Annotated in this window: 42 protein-coding genes; 21 read left to right on the forward strand and 21 right to left on the reverse strand. The window is 56.3% G+C overall.

Annotation, left to right across the window (positions count from 1 at the left end):
- Positions 1-6 precede the first annotated feature (6 nt).
- The gene (locus tag LOY56_RS13660) at positions 7-630 is read right to left on the reverse strand and encodes a putative metallopeptidase (protein ID WP_258614745.1); all 624 of its coding nucleotides are present in this window, start codon (positions 628-630) and stop codon (positions 7-9) included.
- 74 nt (positions 631-704) lie between these two features.
- Between LOY56_RS13660 and LOY56_RS13665 the strand changes: the two genes are divergently transcribed.
- A complete protein-coding gene (locus LOY56_RS13665; RefSeq protein WP_258614746.1) occupies positions 705-905 on the forward strand; it encodes a hypothetical protein in 201 nt (66 codons plus the stop codon).
- Positions 906-939: 34 nt separating this feature from the next.
- Here the strand turns inward: LOY56_RS13665 and LOY56_RS13670 are convergent, their stop codons facing one another.
- The 14 genes from LOY56_RS13670 to LOY56_RS13735 all read right to left on the reverse strand — a co-directional run bounded on the left by LOY56_RS13670 (position 940) and on the right by LOY56_RS13735 (position 9,451).
- Positions 940-1,194: a hypothetical protein gene (locus LOY56_RS13670; RefSeq protein WP_258614747.1), complete on the reverse strand. Its 255-nt coding sequence runs from the start codon at positions 1,192-1,194 to the stop codon at positions 940-942.
- Entirely contained in the window at positions 1,191-1,379 is a 189-nt protein-coding gene (locus tag LOY56_RS13675; RefSeq protein ID WP_258614748.1) for a hypothetical protein, read from the reverse strand. The genes LOY56_RS13670 and LOY56_RS13675 overlap by 4 nt, the downstream gene beginning before the upstream one ends.
- Positions 1,380-1,568: a hypothetical protein gene (locus tag LOY56_RS13680; protein ID WP_258614749.1), complete on the reverse strand. Its 189-nt coding sequence runs from the start codon at positions 1,566-1,568 to the stop codon at positions 1,380-1,382.
- A 53-nt stretch (positions 1,569-1,621) separates the two neighbouring features.
- Positions 1,622-1,954: a phage holin, lambda family gene (locus LOY56_RS13685; protein WP_258614750.1), complete on the reverse strand. Its 333-nt coding sequence runs from the start codon at positions 1,952-1,954 to the stop codon at positions 1,622-1,624.
- A 251-nt stretch (positions 1,955-2,205) separates the two neighbouring features.
- Positions 2,206-3,117, reverse strand: a complete 912-nt coding sequence (locus LOY56_RS13690) for a GTP pyrophosphokinase family protein (RefSeq protein WP_258614751.1) — start codon at positions 3,115-3,117, stop codon at positions 2,206-2,208.
- Between the two features lie 837 nt (positions 3,118-3,954).
- Positions 3,955-4,500, reverse strand: a complete 546-nt coding sequence (locus LOY56_RS13695; RefSeq protein WP_258614752.1) for a hypothetical protein — start codon at positions 4,498-4,500, stop codon at positions 3,955-3,957.
- A complete protein-coding gene (locus LOY56_RS13700; protein ID WP_258614753.1) occupies positions 4,497-5,081 on the reverse strand; it encodes a recombination protein NinG in 585 nt (194 codons plus the stop codon). The genes LOY56_RS13695 and LOY56_RS13700 overlap by 4 nt, the downstream gene beginning before the upstream one ends.
- Positions 5,078-5,347, reverse strand: coding sequence for a hypothetical protein (locus tag LOY56_RS13705; protein ID WP_258614754.1), 270 nt, complete (start codon positions 5,345-5,347; stop codon positions 5,078-5,080). Before LOY56_RS13705 ends, LOY56_RS13700 begins: the two co-directional genes overlap by 4 nt.
- The gene (locus tag LOY56_RS13710) at positions 5,344-5,931 is read right to left on the reverse strand and encodes a DUF1367 family protein (RefSeq protein WP_258614755.1); all 588 of its coding nucleotides are present in this window, start codon (positions 5,929-5,931) and stop codon (positions 5,344-5,346) included. The genes LOY56_RS13705 and LOY56_RS13710 overlap by 4 nt, the downstream gene beginning before the upstream one ends.
- Positions 5,924-6,712 carry a hypothetical protein gene (locus LOY56_RS13715; protein ID WP_258614759.1) on the reverse strand — a complete coding sequence of 263 codons (789 nt, stop codon included), beginning with the start codon at positions 6,710-6,712 and terminating at the stop codon, positions 5,924-5,926. Before LOY56_RS13715 ends, LOY56_RS13710 begins: the two co-directional genes overlap by 8 nt.
- Positions 6,687-7,670, reverse strand: a complete 984-nt coding sequence (locus tag LOY56_RS13720; RefSeq protein WP_258614761.1) for a phage replication protein — start codon at positions 7,668-7,670, stop codon at positions 6,687-6,689. Before LOY56_RS13720 ends, LOY56_RS13715 begins: the two co-directional genes overlap by 26 nt.
- A gap of 1 nt (position 7,671) precedes the next feature.
- A complete protein-coding gene (locus LOY56_RS13725) occupies positions 7,672-8,394 on the reverse strand; it encodes a Rha family transcriptional regulator (protein ID WP_408980384.1) in 723 nt (240 codons plus the stop codon).
- Between the two features lie 149 nt (positions 8,395-8,543).
- Complete coding sequence (locus tag LOY56_RS13730; protein WP_258614765.1) at positions 8,544-9,158, reverse strand: hypothetical protein; 615 nt, start codon at positions 9,156-9,158, stop codon at positions 8,544-8,546.
- A 53-nt stretch (positions 9,159-9,211) separates the two neighbouring features.
- A complete protein-coding gene (locus tag LOY56_RS13735) occupies positions 9,212-9,451 on the reverse strand; it encodes a hypothetical protein (RefSeq protein WP_258614766.1) in 240 nt (79 codons plus the stop codon).
- 114 nt (positions 9,452-9,565) lie between these two features.
- On the opposite strand from LOY56_RS13735, the gene LOY56_RS13740 reads away from it, so the two are divergent.
- From LOY56_RS13740 to LOY56_RS13765, 6 genes are all read left to right on the forward strand, one after another.
- Complete coding sequence (locus LOY56_RS13740) at positions 9,566-10,300, forward strand: S24 family peptidase (RefSeq protein WP_258614768.1); 735 nt, start codon at positions 9,566-9,568, stop codon at positions 10,298-10,300.
- A 24-nt stretch (positions 10,301-10,324) separates the two neighbouring features.
- Complete coding sequence (locus LOY56_RS13745; protein WP_258614769.1) at positions 10,325-10,906, forward strand: DUF4236 domain-containing protein; 582 nt, start codon at positions 10,325-10,327, stop codon at positions 10,904-10,906.
- Between the two features lie 10 nt (positions 10,907-10,916).
- On the forward strand, positions 10,917-11,156 hold the full coding sequence (locus tag LOY56_RS13750; protein WP_258614770.1) for a hypothetical protein: 240 nt from the start codon (positions 10,917-10,919) through the stop codon (positions 11,154-11,156).
- A 444-nt stretch (positions 11,157-11,600) separates the two neighbouring features.
- Entirely contained in the window at positions 11,601-11,981 is a 381-nt protein-coding gene (locus LOY56_RS13755; RefSeq protein WP_258614775.1) for a hypothetical protein, read from the forward strand.
- Between the two features lie 180 nt (positions 11,982-12,161).
- Entirely contained in the window at positions 12,162-12,404 is a 243-nt protein-coding gene (locus LOY56_RS13760; RefSeq protein WP_258614776.1) for a hypothetical protein, read from the forward strand.
- 88 nt (positions 12,405-12,492) lie between these two features.
- Positions 12,493-12,681, forward strand: a complete 189-nt coding sequence (locus tag LOY56_RS13765; protein WP_258614777.1) for a hypothetical protein — start codon at positions 12,493-12,495, stop codon at positions 12,679-12,681.
- On the opposite strand, the gene LOY56_RS13770 is transcribed toward LOY56_RS13765, so the two are convergent.
- Positions 12,662-13,183: a DUF2441 domain-containing protein gene (locus LOY56_RS13770; protein ID WP_258614778.1), complete on the reverse strand. Its 522-nt coding sequence runs from the start codon at positions 13,181-13,183 to the stop codon at positions 12,662-12,664. The two genes, LOY56_RS13765 and LOY56_RS13770, sit on opposite strands and share 20 nt — an antisense overlap.
- Positions 13,184-13,672: 489 nt before the next feature.
- On the reverse strand, positions 13,673-14,032 hold the full coding sequence (locus LOY56_RS13775; RefSeq protein ID WP_258614779.1) for a hypothetical protein: 360 nt from the start codon (positions 14,030-14,032) through the stop codon (positions 13,673-13,675).
- Between the two features lie 213 nt (positions 14,033-14,245).
- Between LOY56_RS13775 and LOY56_RS13780 the strand changes: the two genes are divergently transcribed.
- From LOY56_RS13780 to LOY56_RS13820, 9 genes are all read left to right on the forward strand, one after another.
- The gene (locus LOY56_RS13780) at positions 14,246-14,662 is read left to right on the forward strand and encodes a hypothetical protein (protein WP_258614780.1); all 417 of its coding nucleotides are present in this window, start codon (positions 14,246-14,248) and stop codon (positions 14,660-14,662) included.
- Positions 14,659-14,850, forward strand: a complete 192-nt coding sequence (locus tag LOY56_RS13785) for a hypothetical protein (protein WP_258614781.1) — start codon at positions 14,659-14,661, stop codon at positions 14,848-14,850. The genes LOY56_RS13780 and LOY56_RS13785 overlap by 4 nt, the downstream gene beginning before the upstream one ends.
- Entirely contained in the window at positions 14,847-15,041 is a 195-nt protein-coding gene (locus LOY56_RS13790; RefSeq protein WP_258614782.1) for a hypothetical protein, read from the forward strand. Before LOY56_RS13785 ends, LOY56_RS13790 begins: the two co-directional genes overlap by 4 nt.
- A 155-nt stretch (positions 15,042-15,196) precedes the next feature.
- Entirely contained in the window at positions 15,197-16,351 is a 1,155-nt protein-coding gene (locus LOY56_RS13795; RefSeq protein ID WP_258614783.1) for a hypothetical protein, read from the forward strand.
- A gap of 7 nt (positions 16,352-16,358) precedes the next feature.
- Positions 16,359-17,141, forward strand: coding sequence for an ERF family protein (locus tag LOY56_RS13800; RefSeq protein WP_258614784.1), 783 nt, complete (start codon positions 16,359-16,361; stop codon positions 17,139-17,141).
- Positions 17,125-17,742 carry a lambda exonuclease family protein gene (locus tag LOY56_RS13805; protein WP_258614785.1) on the forward strand — a complete coding sequence of 206 codons (618 nt, stop codon included), beginning with the start codon at positions 17,125-17,127 and terminating at the stop codon, positions 17,740-17,742. The genes LOY56_RS13800 and LOY56_RS13805 overlap by 17 nt, the downstream gene beginning before the upstream one ends.
- A 9-nt stretch (positions 17,743-17,751) precedes the next feature.
- A complete protein-coding gene (gene ssb, locus LOY56_RS13810; RefSeq protein WP_258614786.1) occupies positions 17,752-18,231 on the forward strand; it encodes a single-stranded DNA-binding protein in 480 nt (159 codons plus the stop codon).
- A 1-nt stretch (position 18,232) separates the two neighbouring features.
- Positions 18,233-18,607, forward strand: a complete 375-nt coding sequence (locus LOY56_RS13815) for a hypothetical protein (protein ID WP_258614787.1) — start codon at positions 18,233-18,235, stop codon at positions 18,605-18,607.
- A 75-nt stretch (positions 18,608-18,682) separates the two neighbouring features.
- On the forward strand, positions 18,683-19,003 hold the full coding sequence (locus tag LOY56_RS13820; protein WP_258614788.1) for a hypothetical protein: 321 nt from the start codon (positions 18,683-18,685) through the stop codon (positions 19,001-19,003).
- A 39-nt stretch (positions 19,004-19,042) separates the two neighbouring features.
- On the opposite strand, the gene LOY56_RS13825 is transcribed toward LOY56_RS13820, so the two are convergent.
- Positions 19,043-19,696 carry a hypothetical protein gene (locus tag LOY56_RS13825; RefSeq protein WP_258614790.1) on the reverse strand — a complete coding sequence of 218 codons (654 nt, stop codon included), beginning with the start codon at positions 19,694-19,696 and terminating at the stop codon, positions 19,043-19,045.
- 25 nt (positions 19,697-19,721) lie between these two features.
- Between LOY56_RS13825 and LOY56_RS13830 the strand changes: the two genes are divergently transcribed.
- Positions 19,722-21,764: a DNA cytosine methyltransferase gene (locus tag LOY56_RS13830; RefSeq protein WP_258614791.1), complete on the forward strand. Its 2,043-nt coding sequence runs from the start codon at positions 19,722-19,724 to the stop codon at positions 21,762-21,764.
- A 2-nt stretch (positions 21,765-21,766) separates the two neighbouring features.
- Here the strand turns inward: LOY56_RS13830 and LOY56_RS13835 are convergent, their stop codons facing one another.
- A complete protein-coding gene (locus LOY56_RS13835) occupies positions 21,767-21,949 on the reverse strand; it encodes a hypothetical protein (protein ID WP_258614792.1) in 183 nt (60 codons plus the stop codon).
- Between the two features lie 49 nt (positions 21,950-21,998).
- Here LOY56_RS13835 and LOY56_RS13840 point away from each other — a divergent pair, with 49 nt between their 5' ends.
- The gene (locus LOY56_RS13840) at positions 21,999-22,586 is read left to right on the forward strand and encodes a hypothetical protein (RefSeq protein WP_258614793.1); all 588 of its coding nucleotides are present in this window, start codon (positions 21,999-22,001) and stop codon (positions 22,584-22,586) included.
- On the forward strand, positions 22,583-23,221 hold the full coding sequence (locus tag LOY56_RS13845) for a hypothetical protein (RefSeq protein ID WP_258614794.1): 639 nt from the start codon (positions 22,583-22,585) through the stop codon (positions 23,219-23,221). The genes LOY56_RS13840 and LOY56_RS13845 overlap by 4 nt, the downstream gene beginning before the upstream one ends.
- 11 nt (positions 23,222-23,232) lie before the next feature.
- Here LOY56_RS13845 and LOY56_RS13850 read toward each other — a convergent pair whose 3' ends face one another.
- Positions 23,233-23,418, reverse strand: a complete 186-nt coding sequence (locus LOY56_RS13850; protein ID WP_258614796.1) for a hypothetical protein — start codon at positions 23,416-23,418, stop codon at positions 23,233-23,235.
- A 94-nt stretch (positions 23,419-23,512) separates the two neighbouring features.
- Here LOY56_RS13850 and LOY56_RS13855 point away from each other — a divergent pair, with 94 nt between their 5' ends.
- Entirely contained in the window at positions 23,513-24,382 is an 870-nt protein-coding gene (locus tag LOY56_RS13855) for a hypothetical protein (RefSeq protein ID WP_258614797.1), read from the forward strand.
- Between the two features lie 3 nt (positions 24,383-24,385).
- Here LOY56_RS13855 and LOY56_RS13860 read toward each other — a convergent pair whose 3' ends face one another.
- Positions 24,386-24,655: a hypothetical protein gene (locus LOY56_RS13860; protein ID WP_258614798.1), complete on the reverse strand. Its 270-nt coding sequence runs from the start codon at positions 24,653-24,655 to the stop codon at positions 24,386-24,388.
- Positions 24,656-24,753: 98 nt separating this feature from the next.
- On the opposite strand from LOY56_RS13860, the gene LOY56_RS13865 reads away from it, so the two are divergent.
- Positions 24,754-25,356, forward strand: coding sequence for a hypothetical protein (locus tag LOY56_RS13865; RefSeq protein ID WP_258614799.1), 603 nt, complete (start codon positions 24,754-24,756; stop codon positions 25,354-25,356).
- Positions 25,357-25,466 lie beyond the last annotated feature (110 nt).

A 25,466-nucleotide genomic window follows, 5' to 3' on the forward strand; every position in this document is an offset into this window, starting at 1 on the left:
CCAGAATCAGGCCGACTTGAGCAGACAGGTTCCGCAGGCCCTCGATATGTTCATTTTCCCTACCTCAGCAGGTTTGTTTGCAGCATCCACCAGCTCTTGCACATCAGGGCTCGCCCCATAGCGGCGAACCACACCGACGAACTCTTCGACGTCGTGGCCGCGCATCTCAAGCTTGGGCAATCCTTCCTGTGTGAACTTGGGAGCGCCGTACTGATCTTTGGCCTGAGCGATGTGGTACAGCTCATGCTCTACCAGCGCGCAGAAGTCTGCATCGGTGCACTGTGAGCAGTAATCAGCTGCCAGCGTGATGATGTAGGCCGGCACATCGCCGAACCAATCCATCATCTGCTGCTCCATCCGAGCCTTCTGCCAGCCACCTGCACGGAACGCCACTTGCTCGGCCTGACCTACGACCGTGCGACCCTTCTTGCTGAATGCGGCCGATGCCCACATCACTCGGATGTCAGCGTCGATCAGATGGGCATGGTCTTCGTTGTGAATGCTGCCGGTGTCGGCGAGGATCTCGGTACTCAGCCACTCCCACACCTCAGGGGCTGGAGTGAGGCGAATACCGAAGTCGGAGAGGTTGGACAGTTCAAGCAGCGACTCAGGCGGCATTGGTCTATCCATGAATCACCTGGCTCTTGAAATAATGGTTCGCTTCCGGTATTGGTAAGGTTCATCTCATAAGCAAGGAAAGCTATATGTCCGCAACAATCCACGCAGCAATGAACAACTCCGCCAATCCCGGCTTTGGTGCGAATGATAAACGAGCATTCGCTGTTGCAGCCGCTCTTGAAACCATCAACGCATATGTTGCGTCAAACTCCGGGGTTAACCTTGAGTCGGAGATGAGAAGCCTTTCAATTTACGCCGACAAAATTCAGGAAGCACTGAAAGTTTAAATTCCCCCCCGTGCCGCACTCTCCTGCGGCACACCTACCTTTCCGCGTCCTCCAGAATAATTTCGATCAGCTTTTGCTCACCCAAGCGAAACAGAGCAAGCGACTGCATGTCATCGGCCTTCGGACCAAACCCGAACACGTCAATGCGACCGCTCTCTGTGCGCATGCCGATCACACCGACCGAGCAGGTTCCCCGCTCACCCGACTCAAGGTCATCGGCGATCTTGCGCAGCGTGCTGACGGCGTCTCGCCAGCCTTCACGCTTGAACTCAACGATCTTCATGCTCATGCCGTCACTCGCTCCGTCCACTCTTCAATGATTCGACGCAGTACAGGCTCGGTCAGGATGCTTGAGGACTTGTCGCCCACTATCACTTCCCGCACCAACGCATGAGGCACTACATGGACACCGTCATCAGCCACGATCACTAGGTGAGGCCTTTGGTCGGCCAGGTCGTGTATCTCTGCAGCCATTCAGCTCACCATGATGTTGGTCTGCACCTGGGCGTGCCCGTGCAAGAGAGATACGACCAAGCCCTGAGGCAGGCCGGCAACCTTGGCGGCACCTACCGCCTTGGCAATGGCTCTATCCAGATCGGCTACGGCCTTATTGATGTCTGGGCTCATTGGTAGAGCCTGGCGCAAGCGGGTGACGTTGCTCATGCACCTCTCCAATGTCGCGACACAATTTGCTGATTCGCGAAACGTGTCGCGATTTACTCTGGCTTGCGGCTGGGCAGCTTGAAGTCAGTCACCCGATCAGCAATTGCGCGGATCTTCTCAACGCCCAGGAAGCCAACCCAGCCACCGGCAAAGGTCGCCATGCTCTGCGGGAGGCCGAAGAAGTCCAGACCACTGATGATGGTGAGGGTCAGACCACCGCAGATCGCGCCTTCCACAATCATCTGGCGCCGTGTTCCGCCGCCGTAGGTGATTCGCAGGACAGCCATTGCGCAAGACAATGCAGCCGCATATAGGACTGGTGAATGCTGGCTCAACCACGCAAGCGCAATCGCCCAGGTGTCTGGTTTGTCTGGCATGTTTGGCATCTCGGTTCCTCCCCGTCAGGGAGTGGTGGTCGGTTGGCAGGTAATCACCTGCGAACTTGAATCGGCTCCAGCAGTACGCCCAGCTCGAAGCGATGGGGTGCGAGAAGCCGAAAACGAAAAAGCCCCAGCGGATGCCGAGGCTTGGATCGCGAAAGATCTAACATTCTTGCGCAGCGATTAATTCAACGTGCGTAATAATGACATGATGGGGAAGAATCGATTAGCCGGTCAGCTAAAGTGAGAATTTGGGTCTAACTGTTCCGCTTTTTCTCAAATAACTCTGACATAACATCATCTCCAAACTCTAGCCTAAGGGCTTGCCGCCCCATTCCAACGTGCCGAAAATAAACTCCTGGTCGATGGCTCCCCACTTGTCCTTTCCCTCGCGAACTTACGTAGAAATGTTCTTTCTTCATGACATCTCCATAATGTTTATCAAAGATTTCACGGACTTGCAAAGAGCCGGCAACACCCAATTGATTTATATCATCTAAAAGATCTGAATAATCTTCGAACTCAGCTTTATTTTTCGATGGAAATACATCACCCAAAATCACAGCCAGGTTATCCACATTCAAAGGCTCATCGAGACTTGCACCATGACGAGATTGAGCCAACATATCATCAGTATAACTTCCCCTCTCTTCTAAAACCCGCTGAAGCTCCAGATCCACAGTTTCAAGTAATGCTGAAACCCTGTTAATTGATCGGCGAATAGGCGGCGGCACACCAGCTTCTTGTTTATATTGCAGCTTATGTGATGCTGCCGCCCATATATGCTGCGCCAGCGTCCTAACCTGAAACTCCATCGTAAACTCCCCTAGCCCAGCCAAAGTGGGCACGGAAAGCCAGCTCTGGGGTACCTTTACAGAGTAATGATGAGATTGATAACCAAATTCAGAATCCCCGAGCCGGTCACCTGTATCTTCAGATGAAATTAAATCGAAGTTTTTTGAAATAATATCTTTAACGCGCTCTAAGTCCTTCCGAAAAAGCAGAACAACCCGAACACCCACTAAATCAGAAAGATCGATTACCGATGTCAAATCGATACTTTTACGAACAAGTTTCTCGGATATTGAACTCCACTGTTTAACCCGACTTTCAATAGGAAAGCCCAGAGCTACATCGGCCTTAATGAAGAGTTCATTGAGCTCTGCCACAACGGCAGACCTCAATCTATCCGCCCTTGGCAAAAGCTCCTGATAGTTTACATTTAAAGCCTTTAGCGATTCCACAATCGAAGCCCACCTATCCATGTCCTTTACGCCAACTGTATCACCCAGCGTGCAGGAGTTGAACTGTAGCTAGCTCTGTAAGCCCCTGGGCACATAGCTGTGGATTTGCATCGAATGCTCCTCAACGAAAAAGCCCCTGCAAGTGCAGAGGCTCTGAATAGATGCGCTCGTCTTTCCGAGCAGTCTGCCAAAGGCCTTCTCAATGTCGACGTCCCTTTGCATCGATCTCGCTGATCCAGTCTCGCGCCACCCCGGAAGCAATGTGAGGTCAGAGTGCACGGGCTGCCGGTGTTGATTCCGTACGTCGCACTATCCGGCTATCGACGTCCAGGCGTTCCCGAGGGCCTTCCTGGCTACAGGTAAAATCGAGGCAACAAAAAACCCGCACAGGGCGGGTTTAAAAGAAACCCCGCACTAGGCGGGGCTCTGTGAGCCGTTAGGCTCGAATCAGACCGGCAATGATGAGGCTGGAGACGAGACCGGCACCGACAGCGTGAATTGTGTTAAGGAACGCCATGTCAGTTTTTTTCACCATCTCGTTATCCTCCTTCGTAGTCGAGGCCGCTACGGTCGGCTCTTGCACCTTGAGATACAGCATGTTTACAGCTACCAATGCCATGAATCCTACGGTGCCGGCTACGACTCCAGCCACAACAACGGATGCCGCTGCTCCAGGGAGAAGTTTTGTCGATCCCTAACGCGAAAGATCGACAGGATGGGGGAATACTCTCTCACTTTCTCACTCGATGCAATGGCTATTTGCTACGCCGCGCAACTTTCGATCAGACCCTCTGTATCGAGCAGCTCCTGAGCAGCAGTAAGCGCTTCGTTCACCTGGTCATCCAGTGCCTTGCGGATGTTCGATCGCCACCTGTACCGAGTCGATTCCGGCTTGCCGTCGTTGTCCCAGTTGGTGATGTCGTACCAGGCAGCAGGCAGGACCGCGGCGGACCGCTTGCCCTCTGTACCAGCCACTTGCGGGATTGCCCAGGTCAGCACTGCACATTCCCGGAAGCGTTGCGGTGCTGGAGACTGCGCCGTCTTGATCAGCTCAAGGATCGCCCCATGCTTGCGCTCGTCATGCGTTGAGTACTTCGCCACCAACGCGCGCCAATGCGCCGCCGACAGCGACTTGTGCAGCCGACCGAACACCCAGCAGTCAGTGAGGAACGCAGCCTCCTTGCCGACGATCTCCCCCTTCTGCTTGGCGCACTGTACCTTTGGCTCAAAGTCGCAGCCGCCGGCAGAGGTGATGGTTTCGGCGGCGAGCGCCCGAACTACTGCGGATACCACGTTGCGATATGTCATGCCCCTCTCCCCTTCAGCTCTCTTGTCTTTGCCCGGTAGTCGGCGGTCATCGCCTTCAGTTCTTCGATGGTGTACTTCTTCGGCTCGTGCGGGCCTTCGAGCCAATCGAGCCTTTCAGGTCCGATCTTCTCCAGCAGGCGCGGACGATAGGAAACGATGTTCCCGGACTTCTCCAAGTTGCAGTTCTTGTTGCATTGGAGATGTACGTTCAGCGGCTCGAATCGAAGCTCTGGGCATGAACCAACTGTTCGATAGTGACCGGCGCAGAACTGGACGTTTGCTGTCGTTCCGCATGAGATGCATGGATTCCCAGCGTCGCGCTCACGCACCCAGGCGTTGAAGGCCTGCTGCGTGTCCTTGAGGTGGTCGGCCCGGCTCTTCAGCTTCTCCTTGCGGACCTTGATCTCTTTGCGCTCGATCTGGGCCAGCGACTTGCGGGCCTTTTCCTGGTTCACTTCCTTGATGGCCAGACCGCACTTGGGACTGCACACGGCTTGACCGAGGCGCTGAGGCGGGAAGCTGATGCCGCATGCTGGGTTCTTGCACTTCTTCGGTCGAGGTTGTTTGGCGGGCAGGCTCATATCCACACCGCCTTGGATTTCTGCTGCTCATGGGAGAAGTCGCCGCGCAGGGGCATCAAGTGTTCAGGCTTAAAGAACTCACAGCCAACACCATCCCGCCAAATCGACCACCCGTCGAAAGGGGCAGTAAAAACCTTGCCTGATGGGTCTACGGCCCTCTCGCCCAGCTTTAGGAAGACGTCGATCTCAACCTCCGCCATCGCAGGAATCACCACACCCGCGAGCAAGGTCAGCGCCAGGTCGCCCTGCTTTAATTGATTGCTCATGCGTAACTCCCCAACTGATCGGCGGCAGAAAGCGCGTCAGCTTCATTCTCAAAGTGTGCGGACAGCACCAACCGCCAGCAGGCGTTGAAGACGTCGCGGTAAAGTGGCTCGAAAGCGGTGTCATCCATGTTTGCCCAACTAATCGACTTGGCCTCTTTGCGGATTCCCTCAGGCGTGTGCACCAGGTGGAAATGGCCGGCCTCGATCGTCACCCACTCACGAAAGGCTTCCCGACTCTTGTCCACCGCCGGGAAACGCTCAGCACGAGCCAGCTCAAGACCGGTGATGTAAGCCGCAACCGCGTGCGAGAGCTGCCCCGGCTTTCCGCTTTGCGCCTCGAAGAACTTGGCCAGTCCCTGAATGCCACGCATCTCCTGACGTGGAATCAACCCACCGACCGGCTCCCAGTACTCCCAAGCCAGATCGAGCATCGAGAAGAACTTGCCGTGGAACTTGCCATTGCGCATGCGGGTGAATTTACCGTGAATGATCTGACCAGCCTTCCACTTCTGGACAGTTTCACGGTCAGCTTCGGTGGCCGGTACCAAACCCTGGGCGGTGCGAATCAATGCGAGCTCAGCCATGGGATGCCCTCTCCGACTCCAGTACCTCGATCTGCTTCAGTAGCAGAGCCCGGCGATCTACCAACTCATTGGCTGCTTCAATCCGTATTTCCTCCTTCCTTTCTGCGGAGGCCGCTCGCATTTCCAACATGGAAGTCTTCACGCCTTGGAGCTTTTCACGCACTGCCGATGTTGGCCGGGTCACTTCACCAGTAATCAGGCCCGCCAACGCGCGGCCGTCTTCGGTGACCGGAACCACTCGCATATCGGCCAAGTACTTCTGGCCGTGTTCGTGGGGAATCCGCTGCATTTGCACGGCCTTAGCGATCGCCTCAACTCTGCGATTGGCGTCGAACCCCACAGATACGTGCCAGTTGACCACCTTGCGGTCTTCGCGAGCCTGGCTGACTAGTCGCTCATAAGCGCTGTTGAACGCCATGCGCGCGCCGATCTTGTCGCCGGCGTCGAAGACAGGTTTTGCAGCACCCAACGCCAGTTGGATTTCATCGGTTATCACCACCGTCTCGAACTCATCGTTCGAAGTCAGGGCAATGGCCCAGGCCTCATCCTTGCCCGGGCGGCCATCGGCAGCCTGAACCAGATCGAGGATGGCTTTCAGGGTGAGCTTGCCGGTCAACCCGCGACGGCAAGCCCAGAGGGCATTGGTGATCACGTCCATCGGATATTCAGCAAGGTCCTCAGCCATCAGCTCGGCAGCCGAAGCGCTCAGGGTCTGGCCGGCGGTTTCAGCCGTTGCGCAGAGGGCGGCAGAAAGATCAGCGAGTTGGTCGTAAGAAAGCATTTCGCTTACCCCCTTCGCGGATGTTCCGGGCAGCTTCCTGCGCGGCGTTGATGTTGGCCTGGGTGTCTTCTTGCTGGCGGGCGGTGCGGCCGTTGATTTGGGTCTGGGTGACCCATTGGGTGTGGTAGCTCTCAGCGTTGGCCAGCAGTTCGTTGAAACTGTGGCACTTGCGGATCAACTGGGCGTCGTTGATGCCGAGGTAGTACGCCGCGACGCTGTGAGCCACCTCTATGCCGAGGCGGCCGATCAGTAAACCGACCTGCCCTCCCACCTTGGCATTCCAAACTGGCCATGCCTTGTAGCGCTTGCGGTAGGACATGGCGTAGTTCGCCCAGGTTTTGAAGGTCTTGCAGGTCTGGTCTTTGGGGCCTGGCATGTCGGCGGGGATCTCAACCCGCGGTGCTTCGATGCGGTCAACGACCAAGACCAATCCGCCGGACCGGTTCGGCTTGTCCGAGCCGTCCTGCAAATCCTGATTACTGGTTACCTGATTGGTAACCTGATTATTGGTACCCTGATTTGTCGGAGATTTTTCCGACCCTGCATCGGATTTTTTTCCGACTTTGCTCGGAGATTTATCCGAGGTAGATCGGATTTTTTTCCGACCATCAATAGCATCAGAGGTCGGATATTTTTCCGACCCATCCAGTTTGCGGTTCCACTCTTTCGCCTTTTCAGTCAGGCGGATCAGCGTGATGCTCGATGTGCTGGAAAGCTCAATCAGACCGGCATCACGCAGGGCCTTCAGTAGTCGGTAAGCGGTGTCCGGCTTGTCAGTGAGCAGCGGCAGTTCTTCAACGATTTTGCTCTTGCTCAGAGCGAAGTAAATCCCGGTGCCCGTCTTGATTGGATTGGCCCAGCTCGGGCTCTCGTAGACGAAGGCAAACAGCAGGGCCTGCTGAGAATTCAGCCCCCACTCCAGCGCTTTCACCTGATTGATCGTGACGGTGTATTGCATGTCAGGCCTTCCCGACCAGTTTGGCCAGTTCGAGGAAACGATCGACGTACCAGTGAGGCTGCGTCTCGCGGGGTGACTGAGGATTGGTCAAATTCTTGCCGAAACGAAGGCCCTGCTCAGTCACCGACCAGAAATCGACCATTTCCTGCTTGGAGTTCTTGCGTTGTAGCTGCTTGAGGAAGCCCTTTGCGGCCAAGGCGCGGTTGAATGCCGCCGGCGCCACACGGATGCCGTTGTCTTTCAACAAGGCAGTGGCTGACTTGGTGGGCATCGAGGAACCGTCAGCAGCATCCGGTGCAGCGTCTACGGCGTAGCCCGGGAGAAACTTCGGGTCCAGGCCGTTGTTCTGGGCGATCTTGGTGAGCATGGCCATCTGGCAAGATGGGGCGGGCTTCAGCAGGCGCGTGAAGCACTCCATGATGGCGATCTCGCCGACGACCTTGGTGCCATTGAGCATGACCTGCTCGCGGGCGCCCTGCTGCTGTTCCAGCTCTCGCCAGCGGCGAATCACCTTCATGCGCATTGGGGCGCTGTAGCCGGTGAGCAGGCAGTCGGTGTGCTCGCGGTCGAGCAGATACTGGACCTGCTCGCGGTTTTGACCATCCAGATAGATGTGCTCAAAACTGAGTACATCTAATTTCAGCTCTTTCAGCATCGCTGCGATGTCGCGCTTCACGTTGGCGTGACGCTTGCCGGTGACATTGGCGATCTCGCGGGAAGACATCGTGGTCCGCGACACGTTTTCCGAATTAACAAAACGTGTCGCGACATGGTTCGGGGTATTGCTTGAATTGGGTTGGCTCTGCATAATCGGCCTCATCGAGTGGTAATGAATCAGCCGGGGCGCAATCCCGGCTTTTTTGTGCCCGGGATTCAGGCGATTTTTAGTTTTGGTCGGTGTTTGTCGAGCAGTGCTTCTGCCTTCCGGCCGAGCTCCCCTGCCCGCGCTTCAACCTGGCGGCATTGCGTGGCGAACGCCGGCAGATGCGGCAAGTCCTCTTCGCACATCACCTGGTCGTCAAAGACGTCACTGCCGGTGTCGATCACATCACCCAAAGCACGGATCAGCGCGCCGAAGCTTTTGTTTGCGCATTGGTCGCTGATCATCTGTCGGGCGCCGATCAATCCGTGGCGTCCGGCCAGTTCGTTGATGCAGTGGTCGCGAAACTCAGGTTCGAGTGCGTTCACCCACGACTCTTCCAGCCAGGACGGCATGTCTTGATCGCCAGAAAGCCAGCGCTGAACACGCTTAAGCCAGCGACCGGTCGCTTTCACGAACTCACCAACATCGTTTTGCTCAGTCAGCGCGCCGAAGTCCGGCACCTCTTTGGCCGTGGCCTTTTCCGGGCACGCCAAGTGCAATTCGCGACTCAGTGCCTGGGCGAAATCGTCCTGACTCAGGCTGGTACGGGCGATCTGGTTTGCCGCGTGCGCGACCAGAACCTGGTCACGGGTTTGGGCGCTGTGTCTTGGACTGGACGTTTCCATGGGGACTGCTCTCTTCTAATCTCGCTTCAACGGGTTAGCGACGGTGCTGGCTGTCAGGCGGCTACTTGGGGTTTTGATTCGGTGAGAAGCTCGTACAGATCGGGCCGCAGGCCAGACATAGTCAGATCTCCACTTGTTGCGGCTTGAAGCTTTTTCGAAAGTTCCAGGGAAGGCTTCCGATGACCGCCCGCAATTTGATAGAGGTAGCCGACGCTGGTGCCTGCCGCTGCCGCAACTCGATCGCGCTCCGGTGCGGTCGCCTTCTTGAGCCACTCTTGCATTTGGGTGGTCATGGGTATTCTCCGTTTGTCTCGCACAGAGTTTAGCCTCTAGCTAAATTATTTAGCAAGCATGAGTTTAGCTCGGAGAATATTTATCATTTAGCTAAGAGCTGCAATCATTAGCGCATGGATATCTACGCGATCAGAAAGCGCAACCTGGAAGCCCTTGCAGGCAACAGAAAGCGAAAAGAATGTGCGGAGAAATGGGGAACATCGTCTTCGGTGTTGAGCCAGATACTCTCCAAAAACCCGGTCAGGAACTTGGGGGATGAGCTCGCGCGCAGAATTGAGGCGGCCGAAGACCTGCCGAAGGGCTACCTGGATAACGTCAGAGATATGTCGCTGGTTGCAGAGTCGATGCCTGAGTCTCAGCACGCCGATCTGAAGGATATTCAGCTCTGGGACGATTCCACGCCTATTGATGACGATGAGGTATCCGTCCCCTTCCTTAGAGAGGTCGAGCTCGCCGCCGGCTCTGGCCGCTTCGTCATAGAGGTAAGCTCCAATTCGTTCCTGCGGTTCGGAAAGCGAAGCCTTCGACAGAACGGCGTCCAGTTCTCAAATGCAAAATGCGTGACCATTCGTGGCAACAGCATGCTTCCGATACTGAGAGATGGGGCTACGGTGGGAATCAACACCGGCATCACCTCGATCTCCGATGTCACCGATGGCGACCTGTACGCGTTAATTCACAATGGACAGCTGCGCGTAAAGCAGCTCTACAGACTCCCGTCAGGTGTTCGCCTGCGCAGCTTTAACCGCGAAGAACACCCGGATGAGGACTACACGTTCCAGGACATCCAGGATGAGCAGATCAGCATTCTTGGACATGTGTTTTGGTGGGGTATGTACGCACGATAACGAAATCAGCTTAGGGATTGAGCAATGGGAATAAGATTTCAGAAGCGGATCCAGATACTTCCCTGGGTTTGGCTGAACATCAGCAAGTCCGGCTTCAGCTTTTCTTTTGGCCCATCAGGACTGAGCGTTAACGTCGGCAAGAAAGGAACAAAGGTTACCGTCGGGCTACCAGGCACAGGCCTGTCGACAAGCCATTTGATCACAGCGGAGTCTGCGCAGATCCAGGATTACGAAGAGGCACGAGCGGAAGCATTGGCAAGCGCAGATAAAACGATTTCCGAGATTGATGTATTACTCACCGAGTGCCGCTTCGCTGGATGGCTGGAGAACTATCTGGATCAAGAAAGCTACGCGGCTGATCCGATGTACGGCAGAGCTGTGATAGCAGCGCTCACAGGCAATCACCTTACTGCAGCTTTTGTTGCTCGGCATTTGGGTGTAGACCTTAGCCGTGGCAGAAAGCTTATTCAGCTGATGGAGGCTGACGGCATTGCGCCATCGGAACCTGGATCAATAACTCCTGAGTCGCCGCTGGATATAGCCGCACTCAAGGAAGCGTTCGACAGATACGAGTGCGAGTCGGGCGAATGGCAGTCAGCACACTAGAAGGTGTCTCATGCCCCTCACCAAACCAAATCAGCAGCTCCGGCGTGACCTGAAAAAGGCTGCCGCTCTTCTCAAGTGGTCCGGCGTCGATCTGATGCAGGCAGCCGTGCGACTCTCAGAGGCAGGGCGCGAAGACGAAGCCAAAGAGCTGCTGAGGATCGCGTCGAGCTACCAGGATATCGAGGATCGGCTGGCCGACTATGCTGACGAGGTGAGAGCAGGAAGGATTGCTCGAGAAAAATATCAGTAAGCGTTTCCACTCTATATGTTGCCGAGTTGGTCGATACGATTGAATCAGGTATTTCTGCTGTCGTGAGCTATACCGAATACAACTCAATCGTGTAATGCCTTGACCTGCCCCTCCCCAACTCATAATGTTCAGAAGTAAAAAATATTCGTCTCTCTAGGATTTTATGGCTATTTTTTTGGTAATCCCATCCACCCCTTTTACTGAAGGCGTCAAAGCTAGCATTGAAACTCAAGCTGGCGCTGATACCATAAAATTCCTCGAGCTACCTCGAGGGGAGTTCTTTGTGAGCTTCAGGGGGACCAGTGTGGAGCTTAGCGATCTTCTGACAATCACACCGGGAGGGGAATCCAGCGTCCCTCCGTGCATTGTCGTATCAGTGGGGAGCTACTACGGTCGAGCCAACTCTAATGTCTGGGAGTGGGTTCAAACCCATTCGGTGTAGTCATGGAAAATAGAAACGACGGGCAGGTAACCCCTTCACCCATCATCTCGACGCCACCGCCCTCTGAGCCCACATGGACTATGCAGGCGATCAACCGCCTCGACCTCAATATTGTCAGCCTGACGCATGCCGTAGAAACACTGGTCAAGCAGGCAGATGCAGCTGAGAAAAAAAGCGATGAGGCTGCCAAATCCCTAGTGAAAATCGAGAGGACCATATACGCAGCGGGTGCGATAGTGGCTCTCTTAGTAGTGGTTGGCGGCTTCATTGTGAATAAGGCTGTTGATTTCGGAATGACCATGGCTAAAGATGCCTTGAAGGCTCAGGCCCAAGTCGTGGCGCCGCCTATGCCAGTAGACCCCCCGTTCCAAAAAAGAAAGTAGTAAGAGGCAAGACACCTCCTACCGAAAATGTATGCCCGCAGCCCGCCAATGAGCGGGCTTTTTTGTGCCTGAAATTCCGCCTCCCCTTACCCCTACGACAACAAAGAGCTAAACAAAATATGCGCAAGCTAAATTTTTAGCATAAAGCTATTGACGCAATGTTTAGCTCAGAGCTAAATTATGTTCAAGCCATCAAGCAATACCAGCCCAGCAGCGAAAGCCGCGCCGTTCTTTAGCGATACAGCTTCACCTTGCCGGATCACCACCGGCCCAGATTTAAAGGCAGCGATGAACCGGCCTCAACGGTTCAGAGGGTTGGCAACTGACCCGGGCGTGCAGCGTAAAACGCCAAGAACAGTTATTCAGCGGGAGAACAAGCCGAAAGGCCCGCGGCTGGAAGAACAATTTGAGACAGGCCGGTGACCGACGCCAGTAGCGGGTCACGGCGGAAAGCATCACTGAGCAGCCTTCTCGCGAGGGCTGCTTGGGATGACAACCGAGGGATATAGATATGAAATCTGGAAAAGAAATGGTGGTGGGACCTGCAGAACAGCAGGGAGCAACAGCCGACTATGGAGGCTCTAAAAAAGTCTCACCAGGTGCATCTATAAGAAACTTCGATAGTGGTCCGGCCGTTCCAAGTCGAGATTGGCGCTACCATCAACATATTGATCCTAACCTCAAAGAACCGGATCGTTAACAAATCCTATCTGGCGCTCCAGGCGTATCGGGCTGTCGGTCAAGATTTCCGCTGCAACACCCCAAGCTCCATTCGCCCCTATGCGCACCTGAGGGGGATTGGCCCAATAGTCCTTGGCCTGCCCCTCATGCAACTCTATGAAAGATATCTGTTGTTGAAGGGTGTGATCTTGAAACATAGAAAAATCACCCCGATGAATCTTCGCGTCCTGATTGACGATCGATGCCTCATAAATAACGCCAGACGTATAGATGTAATGCCCAAACCTCCGGACATCCTCATAACTTTCGAAAAGGAAGCACGCCTCAAATCGAGACACTTTTTCAGGGTGGTATTGATTTCTGACACTCTCGAAAATCAGCTCTCTGGCCAAGTTAAGAAAATGACCTTCCGGACCTCTCGGACCAACTGAGTAAGCCTTCAAGTTTCGACCGAAATTTCCTGGCAGTACAACAGTTCCTTCTCCAAGCATGTTGGGAGCAATATGAAAATACTTTGTCATAGGTTGTTCTCGCAGTCGTAGGGACCGCGAGACTACCACGGCCCGGCGTGGCTAAACATCCGGGACCAATTACTACCAGAAAAGCCAGCGTCACGTCAGCATGACGAGCACTGCCTGATCACCTCGAAAGAGGCCGCATCGGAATGTCGGCGGGTCATGAAAAAAGCATCTCCAGAGCAATCGGATTGTGGCGAATACCCGGACGTCGATTGCAGAAAATGGTGTGGACCGACATTCCAATGCTGCTTCGATAGGTGGCCACTGCCTGCCCAGTGAGCGAGCAATAGGAGCTACCGCCATGAAGTAGCCGAACGATTCACTTGCGTGGCGCGGCAAGCCTGAAGGCTGCGCCCAACACCTATCCAGGCAGCGGACAGTAGGCCGTCGATGTCACCGCGCATCGGCCGGAACTCCGGTAGGCCACTCCAGCGCAGTCGACAATTTGATGCTGCAAACCTAGGCCGTCGCCAGTAGCGGGCCTGGATTCCTCTATGGCAGATTTGCCCCTTCATCAACAGGCGATTCTTTGGCTGCCTCCGGTGCCAAGTAGCCTTTGTACGACTTGTGCACCGCATCAGAATATTGCAAAAGCAAGTAAGCGAGAGACAGAAATGCGCTTACGAACTGAAGCCGCTCCCAGTCATCCCAGTGCGCAGTTATGCCCCATATTGAGAGCCCCATAACGCCCAAATACAGGAGATTTGCGCATAGTGCCGCAAGTAGGAATTTTCTTTTACGGGCGAACCACTTACTTGAACGATTTGATAGCCATGGAATTCCGGTAATTGCTAACAGCAGCTCGAAAAGCTTCCCCGGAATTGTCCTCAGGAAGGCAAAGATCTTTTTCACACAATTCCATATGGCTCCCAACCTTTGCTCTCCGAAAGTGCGGTTCTCAAAACTGATTCTCGTGGAGCGTAATTCTACCAGAGCGCCTGCTCTCTTCATTCCTCCCCGACACAACCCGAATGCACTCCCCCTCCGCGCCCAACGGCAACCAGCGGAACGGATGAGTGCAGCCGAGTTTTGTTGGATCAACACCCCGCCACTCTGGAGGCGACCGTGAACGCACTACTCAAATGCCAGCTTCGCCACGACAACGCGGAGCCTGAAGACGATTCGAGTTATCAGGAGGCCGCGACCCGCTGGATCGAGAACAACGCCGAGCAGCTGGTGTTGGGTTGTGACGTTCTGTTCCTGCGCCGTCACGGGCATTGGCAGGGGGTAACTCAAGCGCAGTTCATTGCCAAGATTCAGGAGCACCTGGTGCAGCGGCAGATCGACGGCGCCGATGACGGAGACTGGTTTGCGCAGCTGGTAGCAGCTGCGTACGCCGGCGGTAGCGTCAAAACCTTTGCCGAGAACTTGCTCGGCCAGAGCAACCACGTCAGCGGCAAGATTTTCGAGATCGCCGAGGCGTTGCTTGAGCCATATGCCCATGACGGACTAATCGCCGATGCCGAGGATGACGAGTCGTGAGCCCGTACATCTTGATCGATGAGGCGCTGGATAGCCTTGAGCATCCAGACAGCCCTCCTAGCAACAGCCTTCTGGTCCAGCAGATCATCACCAACCTGATGACCGATCAACTGATCACCCTCGAAGAGTTCAGCCACTACTGCAAGCGCCTGCTTAAACACTGCCGGCAGCGCAAGGAGTTGTCATGAGTACTGCACTGGTTAAAACGCTCATCGACGAGCAGCTCGACGAGATCGAATCGAAGCTGATCTTGCTGGGTTTCGGTCTTCCCTTTAACGAGGTGATTGGCAAGCCCCGCGAATCCTTGGTCGCCAGCTTGCCGTGCCGTTTGGCGGCGACCATGAAGGGCGGCCGGATCGCGGTGCGGGTGAGGCAATGACCTCCTACCAGCGCGCCAAGCGCTTCTGGTTCTGGCGCGGCTCAGCCATCGCCCTCACCGTTTTTGCCTTCCTGATGCTACTTAGCGCTCTCGCTGACCGCATAACTCAATAGCCCACAACTTCATCGCTGCGTGCATCGCGGCAAGGATTCCCCGTGTCCGCTACTACTGAATTGGCCGTTGCGCCGCCGCAAGAAACCGCCCTCGCCGTCTTCACTGCTGAGAAAGGCCTTGAGCCTTGGTTGCAGCAGATCCGGACCGAGATCGACGGCTTCACGCCGGACATCAGCACCCGCAAGGGTCGTGATGCGATCGCCTCCATGGCGTACAAGGTCGCCCGCTCCAAGACGGCGCTGGATGATGTCGGCAAGAAGCTGGTAGCTGATCTGAAGGAAGTGCCGAAAAAGATCGACGCCGAGCGCAAGCGCGTTCGGGACACTTTGGAGGCCTGGCAGGAAGAAGTGCGCCGGCCTCTGAACGAGTGGCAGGCTGCCGAGGACGCACGGATCGACAGGCACAACTCAGCGATCGAGAAAATCAGGCTGACGGCCATCGACCTGGACGGAATCACCGCCGAAGACCTAGCTGATCGAGTCGCACAGCTTGAGGCAATCGCCTTGGGCGAAGGATGGGAAGAGTTTGAGGCGGAAGCCGCGCGCGGCAAGGATAAAGCCCTTGTCATCTTGCGCGCCGCCCTCACCGCCCGCCGGCAATACGAAGCCGATCAGGCAGCGCTTGCCCGCCGCCGCGCTGAAGATGAACTGCGCGAACAGCAAGAGCGTGAGGCCCGAATTGCCCGGGAAGCTGAAGAGCGAGCGCTGCGTGAAGCCGAGCAACGTGCCCAGGCAGAACGAGAAGCCGCCGCCCGCCGTGAGCAGGAGTTGATCGACAGCGCAGCCAACGCCAAGCGCGCAGCTGAGAAGGCCGCTGCAGACGCTGAAGCAGCAGCCGAACTTCAGCGTCGCCAGCTCAAGCTTCAAGCCGAACAGGCACAACTGGCTGCCGAACAGGCCGAAGCCAGCCGTCTGGCGGCGGAACAGCGCGCCGAGCAGGCTCGCGTTGCTACCGAACAGCGTGCAATACAGGCCGCCGAAGACGCCCGCCTCGCCGAGATCAAGCGCCAGAACGATGCCGCCGACGAGAACATTCGCCAAGCCGCTTTGCGCGAAGCTGATATCGAGCACAAGAAGGCCATCAACCGGAAAGCGCTTGAAGCGTTCGTAATCGGCGGCATGACCGAGGAATGCGCGAAGCAGGCAATCACCCTGATCGCGCAACGCAAAATCCCCGCCATTTCCATCCAGTACTGAGGTCGCCATGAGCAATCTTGCAGTGACAGACAAGGCCGAGCTTTTGCCGGCCGTGCAAACCGAGTCCGCGACGATCATGTCGATCATCCAGCAGGTGGCGATGTCGCCGGACGCTGACATCGACAAGATGGAACGCCTGATGGCGATGCACGAACGTTTCCAGGCGCAGCAGGCAAAACAGCAGTACGACGACGCCTTGGCCCAGTTACAGGAAGAAATGCCCGTGATCGGCGAGCGCGGCGGCATCAAGGACAAAAGCGGCCGCATCCAGAGCACCTACGCACTCTGGGAAGACGTCAACGAGATGATCAAACCGGTAATGGCCAAGTATGGCTTTGCCATCACCTTCCGTACGCCACGCAACGAGCGAGGCATCGAGGTCGAAGGCGTGCTGAGCCACCGCGCCGGGCATCGCGAAGTGACATCGATCGTTTTGCCAGTCGATGCATCCGGCAGCAAGAACGGCGTGCAGGCAGTCGCCTCCAGCGTCAGTTACGGCAAGCGGTACACCGCGGGCCTGCTGCTGAATATCACCACGACCGGTGAAGACGACGACGGTAACGGGCCGGGCGCGCAAGTAACGCCCCGAGTCACGTCCGCCCAGGCTGCGCAGATCGCCATGCTGCTGGAAAAGTGCAGCGACAAAGCGAAAGCCGCATTTGCCGGAATCCACGGCACACCGACCGCTGTCGAAAAAGCGGTGTTCGACCAGGTGCTCGCAATGCTCACCAAGTCAGCAACTCAAAACAGCAAAACCACCGAGGGGAAAGACGATGCGAATCATCAGTAATGTGGAGCAAGGCACTCAAGAATGGTTGGATCTTCGCCTGGGCATCGTCACCTGCTCGGAGCTGGATAGCCTGCTGGTAAACGGCAAAGGCGAAGCCGGTTTCGGCGCCGGCGCATTCACTTACATGAACACGCTGATCGGTGAGCGCATCACCGGCGAGGCTGCCGACCCGTTCCAAGGCAACCGGCATACCGAACGCGGTCATGAGTACGAAGGCGTGGCTCGTGGCCTGTATCAATCTCAGGTGGACGTCATAACCAACCAGGTCGGGATCATCCTGAACCATGGGATCGGCTACTCGCCAGACTCACTGATCGGCGAAGACGGGCTCTGCGAGATCAAAACCAAACTGCCGAAGTTTCAGGTCGAAGTGATCCTCTCCGGCGAGATCCCGAAGGAACACGTTGCGCAGTGCCAGGGTGGCTTGTGGGTATCGGATCGCGAGTGGATCGACTTCGTCAGCTACTGGCCAGGCATGAAGCTGTTCGTGAAGCGCGCCTACCGCGACGAAGTGATGATTCGCAAGATGAGCGAGCGGGTCAAAACCTTCTACGAAATCCTCGACGAGCGCATGAATCGCGTGCTCGGCATCGCCGCTTAAGGAAACCCCATGCCAACACTTACCGACGTCGGCCGCATTGGCCGTGACGCTGAACTGCGCTACACCCCCGGCGGTGACGCCGTGATCAATCTGGCACTGGCCTGCGACTACGGTCGCAAGGTCGACGGCAAGCGCCCGACCCAATGGGTTGACGCCACTCTTTGGGGTAAGCAGGCCCAGGCCATGGCGCCTTACCTGCTCAAAGGGCAACAGGTCCACTTCACCATGGACGACGCCCATATCGAAACCTACGCCAAAACTGGTGGCGGTGAAGGCTTCAAGCTGACAGGCAAGGTTATCGTGATCAAGTTCGTGGGCTCTCCCCCTCAAGCGGCCAGTCAACCGGCACAGCAGGCCAGGCCGCAGCAATCCCGGCAGCAGGCCGCGGCCCGTCCAGCACAAAATCAACAAGGCACAAACGGGCCGGACTTCGACAGCTTTGACGACGACATCCCCTTCGCGCCCCTCCATCATCTGAACGGTGCCTGACATGGACACACTCATCCCGCTTGGCTACGAACGCCAGGCACCCATCGAGGCCGCAACTGCGGCCTTCCTTGCATCTGGCGGTCTGGTACGCCAGTGCGGGCTCAGCGAAACCCAGCCCAAGCCGATCAGCATGTGGAACTCGGCCATCACTCGCCGCAAAGATGGGAGCCGCGAGTTCATCCAGAAGGAAGGCGAACTGGCGAAGATGATTCGCGGCGCTGCCTCCATCGTCACCGAGTTCGGCACGGCCCGGCGAACGCCGATCGAGGTACGCAACAAGCTGCGCGCCCTGGGCGAAAAGCTGACGACACCGCAGGTCGAGCAGATCGCCGCGCGACACAGCATCGAACTTGCGCAAGGCGGGAAACTGACTTGAGACGACTCCGCATCCAGCAACGCAAACGACAGACATGGCTGGATATACCGGCCCACGGAATTGAAGAGGCAGGCCATGGCCAAGAGCAACGCGGATATTCAGAAGGACAAGCGCGCCAAGGAGAAAGCCTTGCTGGACAGGATCGGCGCCGAGAAACGCACGCTGATTGTGTCGAAAGCGCTCGCTGATGCACTTCAGGTGCTCGGCGAGCGCCATTACTTTGAGGAATGGCAGGAGACGGTGTCGACCCTCATCCTGAACTTGGCTGCGGCGCCCGCCGTTGAGTCCGTACGCTTCGCTAGCATGTCGCGACCCAAAATTGATATTTCTGAAAAGTGGTCGCGACAGCTTGAAAGCTTTGCCAAACGTGAAGAGTTTCTACGAATTGACGATTAATGATATATGCCTCGGCAGGGTTGAACCGATATATCTGCGTTAATCTGGCATGTCGTCGGCATGTAATGAGGCAATGTAAATTTTTACTTCTTGTATAGAATTAAACTCCTCAAAAGACAATTTCAAGGAACACTTCAAAAGTTTTTCTAATTCGTTTTTATATAGAACTGTGGATTCCGCTATCTTTTTCATTGCCCCTATGATCTCAGGCGTTTCACCTAGTGCACTAAGAGCACTCATCCTGTTTAGGGCATCAGCTTGGGAGTGTTGAAAATAAGTGATTCGCTGTTCGAAAACTCGAATAATTGAATTTTTGAAATCAGCAATTTTAGCGCTATTCAATTCTGCCTTAGCGAGTAAAAGCTGTTCAGCTTGAGCATCATACGATTTTTTCTGCAAAGAAATGACACTCTCAGAGTCCGCCTTTTGCGACATCAAGGTGTGATGTTGAAGCTTCAAAGTTTTCAGCAGGGCTATGAGGGTGACAATCGAAATAGCCGGACCAAATACCCCTCCAAAAAAAGAACCTAACGCTGACCAGTCACCAGATTGCGACGATAAGGCGCCATTAAATGTTTTCAAATACAAGCCAACGCTAACCACAAATACAACACCTAACAACGAAATCCCAATTATCAACGAACTGTTGATCAAACGGTTTGACCTCGCCAGAGCGCCTTCAAAATTTTCCATATTCAGTCCGAAGAGAGTTGAATGTATGAACCGCCACGACTTAAGAATAACCGATTTCAAAACTCAATACGGACTCGGATTCAGCACTCAGGACGATGAGATCGTTGTCGACTTCTTCTGTGGTGGCGGCGGCGCCGGTACCGGGCTGGAGATGGGCCTTGGCCGCGCAGTGAATATCGCGAAGAACCACAGCCCTCAAGCGATCAGCATGCACACCGTCAATCACCCGGGTGCCGTGCACTACACCACCGACGTGTTCGAGGGCGATCCGGACACAGAGTGCGGCGGCAAGGCCGTGGGCTGGTTCCACATGTCTCCGGACTGCACGCATCACAGTCAGGCCGCCGGCGGCCAGCCACGCAAGCGTGAGATTCGCAACTTGTCGTGGATCGGCCTGAAGTGGGCCGGCAAGAAGAAGCCCCGCGTCATCAGCCTGGAGAACGTGAAACAGATCCTCCAGTGGGGGCCGCTGATTGCTAAGCGCTGCAAGGCAACTGGCCGCGTAATGAAGCTGGGCGGCTCCATTGCCGAGCCGGGCGAAGTCGTCCCGGTCCACCAGCAGTTCCTGGTGCCTGACCCGAAGCGGCGCGGCCAGACATGGGCGACCTTTGTCGCCGAGCTGCAGCACCTGGGCTATGTCGTCGAGTGGCGTGTCATTAAGGCCTGCGACTTCGGCGCACCGACCAGCCGCGAACGCCTGTTCATGATCGCCCGGTGCGACGGCGAACCGATTGTCTGGCCGGCGCCAACCCATGCCAAACACCCGGTGAAGGGACAGCAGAAGTGGCGCACCGCCGCCGAGTGCATAGACTGGACCATCCCGAGCAAAAGCATCTTCGACCGGCCAAAGCCACTGGCACCAGCCACCCTACGGCGAATCGCTAAGGGCATGAAGAAATTCGTCATCGATTCCGCTGACCCGTTTATCGTGCCGATCGCGAACTGGTCCGGTGAAAGTGTTCAGTCAGCGCACGACCCTCTACGCACAGTGACATCTTGGCCACGCGGCGGCTCGTTCGCCATGGCCAGCCCGATCATCGCGCCAGCAACGCACCAGGGCAGCGACCGCATCAATGACCCACACGCACCGCTGCCGACGGTGACATGCGCCAACCGCGGCGAACTGACGTTGATCAGCCCGGTGCTGGTCGGTGCCGGTGGACCTGAATACTCAGGCAAGCCGGTCGCAATCGATCAGCCGGCCGGGACCCTGATGACCCAGAACCATCGCGCGATCGCCGCGGCGCACTTGGTGAAGTTCCGATTTGCTGATGAGAGCAAGGCGCTCGATGAACCATTGCCGACCATCACCAGCGGTGGCAACTACCAGCGCCCGGCCGGTGCTGCCCACGCAATGGGAATCTCGACGGTGTTCATGGCCCAGATGAATGGTGGCTTCAACACCACCGACGCCAAGAGTATCGAAGACCCGATGACGACGGTGACCAACACCGGCAGCCAGCAGCAGTTGGTGACAGCCAACCTGGTGCACCTGCGCGGCAACTGCGATGCGCGGGACACTGCCGATCCACTGCACACCATCAGCGCCGGCGGCACCCACCATGGACTGGTCACCGCATTCATGGAGCGTCAGTTCGGCGCCAGCGTTGGCCAGGCGGTGGATGAGCCTGCACCAACCATCACGGCAGGCGGTGGCGGAAAGAGCTCATTGGTTGAGTTCCAGCTTTCGCCAGAGGTTGAAGCCGATGCACTGCGCGTCGCGGCATTCCTGATCAGCTACTACGGCACCGAGAACATGAGCGCCGCCGACGCACCAGCGCCAACGATCACTACCAAGGATCGACTCGGCCTGGTCACCGTCACCATCAAGGGCACGCCGTACGTGATCGTCGACATCTGCCTGCGGATGCTGCAACCGGCCGAGCTGTACAAGGCTCAAGGCTTCCCCGCCGACTACATCATCAGCCACGGAGCCGACGGCAAACCGTTCACCAAGACTCAGCAAGTCCACATGTGCGGGAACAGCGTCAGCCCACCGCCTATGGCTGCACTGGCAAGGGCCAATGACCCATGGCGAATAGCGGAACACCAAGCAGTAGCTGCGTGAAACTACGGACGAGAGAGTTCCTCAAGGATTGAGGCCCGCTTGTTCTTTATGAGCCTTACAGCATCGCTTATCCCGTCATACCCCATCACATTCGATTTTGCGAGTTTCTCGGCTTTTAGCGCGGCAGCTAATGCGAGTACTTCTGCAGTCAAAATCATCTCCAAAACTGCCTTTTGATCAGACATTAACACTCCTTATTGATTAGCGGCCGAGCATAGACCGCAAGGACCTCCCATGCCCACAGAAAACAAAATCGCTGAACCGGCACCGAGCCTGGCGACCGGCCACAACCTCGACGCCGCGACCTGGGCCGACTTTGTCCAGCGCCTCCGCTATCACTGCAACGGCGCCGGCGTTAAGTGGCACCACACCGCAGCGGCGCTGTTCACCGTGCAAACCAAGCGTATCGATTACGGCTTCGAGATTGACTACGCCGAAGGGCGGGTTGTTTGCCTGGAAGATCGGTCGTGGTTCAGCCCGAAGGACTACTGGGACGACCTGGACGACGAGGAGCGCGCAGAAATCGACGAAGCCTTGATGGCCGACCGCGAGTGCGCATTCATGGATCTGGATGAGGACGATCAGTGGGAATACCTCGCCGAGTGCGATAGCCACACCGTCACCGGCTGGAACAAGCGCTGGGAGATCGTGAACAGCCACTTCACCAAGGACGCCGCCGAGGCATTCATCCGCCGGAAAAAGCACGACTACGGCGAGATGCGCGTCTACGTCGAATCGCAGTATTACGCCTGGGAGTTCGAAGCCATCAAAGCAGCGATCCTCGATGGCACGCTGACCTACACGCCGAAGGAGATTGCATGACCACTCAAAACGTAATCGCTGAGCCGCTGAAGGTTGAGCGGTCCACCGTCACGAAGCTGGTTATCACCGGCGCCCCGCGACTTGACCCGATCACCGTGTTCCTCGAGGACTTCGGTCGTCGTGACTGTCCTACCGAATCCAACCCGAACTACCAGACTGCTCAGGGCAAGATCACCATCAACTGCTGGGACAACAGCTGGAACGCTTACTGGGGTGGCATGGGGCCGCGCACTGTTGCTGAGTTCGTTGCCGACTGCGACTGGCACTATGTTTTGAACTGCCTGGACAGAGGGATCAGCGATACACAGTTCACCGGTGATGCGCTCGAGGCATTGGCCCGCAAGTGCATCCTTGAACGGCGGCGCGGCCGCAACAAGTCAGATTGGGAGGAAGGCAGCCTCGATGCGGAAGACGCGCGCCGCCTGTTCAATCGAGTCGACGAACTTCGCAACATCGAATCCACCAACGAGTGCTGGCATCAAAGCGAGCTGCTCACCGAGTTGTTCGGCGAAGAGTGGCACTACCCCGTCGGTGACCACGCCAAAGAGGAAAATCACAAGTTCACATACCTGCGCCGAGTCGTCGAAGCGGTGCAGACAGCTTTGCGCCAGGAACAGCAGCAGGTGGCAGCATGACCCACCCTCACCTATTGCGCTGATGGTTCTGTAAATCGGTCGATCTCTTTCCGGTAGGTTGCAAGATCAATTATCTGACGCAAGCAAATGACGACTTCCAGTTTCTGCTTGTCGTCGGGAATCCCTATTCGTTTGAGCATCATTTGAGCGTCTTCTTCGATTGCCGCGAGTGCATCGATATCGCTTTGCAGTCTCATGTCGGCCTCCCTCCAGGCTGAGTTCGACCTAAATAAATACCCCACTTCAACGAATCACGCCAGCCGGCGAGGCAATCGGCTGTCTGGAGCAGTTATGAATCCCTACCTGATCACAGGGCCCGCCCAGATCGGCATCAGCGGTGGTCGTACCAGCGGGCACATGGTCTACAAAATTCTCGAAGCCCACGGCGGGTCTCTGCCACCAGACGTGCACCTGTTCTTCCAGAACACCGGCAAGGAGCGCGAAGAAACGCTGATCTTCATCGATCAGATTGCCAAGCGCTGGAACGTGAACATCGTTTGGATGGAGTGGTGTCGCGTGTACGGCCAGCCGGACGACGTGGCCTGGTACCGGCTGGTGAATTTCGAAACCGCCAGCCGTAATGGCGAACCGTTCACCTTGATGCTCGAGTACTACGCCGCGTACAGGAAGGCCGAAAAGAACCTCCCGCCGGTGCTGCCGAACTTCTCAAACAACATGTGCACCGCCTACTTGAAGGTGAAGATCGGCGAGAAACACATGCGCGCCCTGGGCTACACAGAGTGGGATTGCGTCGTCGGCATCCGCTACGACGAGCCGAAGCGCTATCACCGCATGATGGCCGCCAATGATCGAGGAGGCACCCGCTGGGACAATCTTTGCCCCTCCTATACCGCGGGTATCACAAAGGAAAACGTAGCCGAATTCTGGAAGGCTCAGCCATTCGATCTTGATATGGATTCCGACTTCGGCAACTGCGACCTGTGCTGGAAGAAGAACGAAGGAAAGCTGATCAAGACCATCATAAAAGACCCGTCGCGGGTTATCTGGTGGTCAGGAACTGAAGAGCGATTCGGCCAGGTCTTCCGGCAGGATCGAGCTAACTACAAGACGATGGGCTGGTCTGCCGAGCAACGATCCCGGCAGACCGACTTCGATTTCGACTATCTCGCCGAAGACATTGACTGTTTCTGTGGCGATTGATCTTTAGTAAGTCACCCACATCAAAACCACTTGGCAGATAGCTGCAGCAGCGGCACAGCCTGCCGCCAGCTTGTTCCATTTGGTTTGTTCTTCTGCGGTTTGGAGTATGTCGACCGTGCCTTTCTTTGTGCTCCTGGTTAACAAAACGCCAGTCCAACTATCGGCGCTCTCATCGTGGAAAATCTCGACAGTTGCCGATTTAAACCAAAGGTAACAGGAGCCCAGCGAGAACAACGCTACAAGAACCGTGAAGATGAATTTAGCGGAAACCATTTGTCGCTCTCTGAGGTTTAGATCCATTACCGCTGATTAAACCACAACACCAGCTCTCACCCTCCACCGCCCGGGCATGACCCGGCATAGGACGCCCCATGCCCACAGAAAACAAACCGGCCCAGCCGCTGCAGGTTGAGCGCTCGACAGTCACGAAGTTGGTGATCACCGGCGCGTCGAATCTCGACCCGATCACCGTCTTCCTCGAAGACCTGGCACCGTGCAAAGGCAAGATCACCGTCAGTTGCTGGGACAAGAGCTGGCACGCCTACTGGGGCGGCATGTGGGATGGTCACACCATCGCGCAATTCTTCTGCCGCCTCGATGAGGCCTACATCATCGGATACTTCCAGCAGGGCCTGAGGTCGAAGCGGTTCTGCAATGACTCTCTGCTGGCCTTGGCACGTAAGTCGGTTATTTCCAGGCGCCGGATGACGAAGGGCTACTGGGAGTTTGGCGACAGCCTGAACCTCGAAGATGCCCGCGACCTCTACGACCAGATTGACGAGTTGCGGGATATCGAGTCGATCATGGCGGCGCACTGCCGGAACGAACTGTTGACCGACCTGTTAGGCCCCGAGTGGTGGCATCTGGTAGACGAGAAGGCCGTAGAGCCCAACCCAGATTGGCATTACCTGTGCCGCATCATTGCAGCGGTGCAACAGGCCCTCGGCCATGGACAGCAGAAAATGGCCGCATGAAGCGCATTTATCTCAGCGGGCCAATGACCCGGCATACCGATCTGAACTTCCCAGGCTTTCACTCAATTACTACCCATTGCCTACTCAGTTAGCGACGGCCGCTTCACATA

The sequence above is a fragment of the Pseudomonas sp. B21-048 genome (assembly GCF_024748615.1).
Lineage (GTDB): Bacteria > Pseudomonadota > Gammaproteobacteria > Pseudomonadales > Pseudomonadaceae > Aquipseudomonas.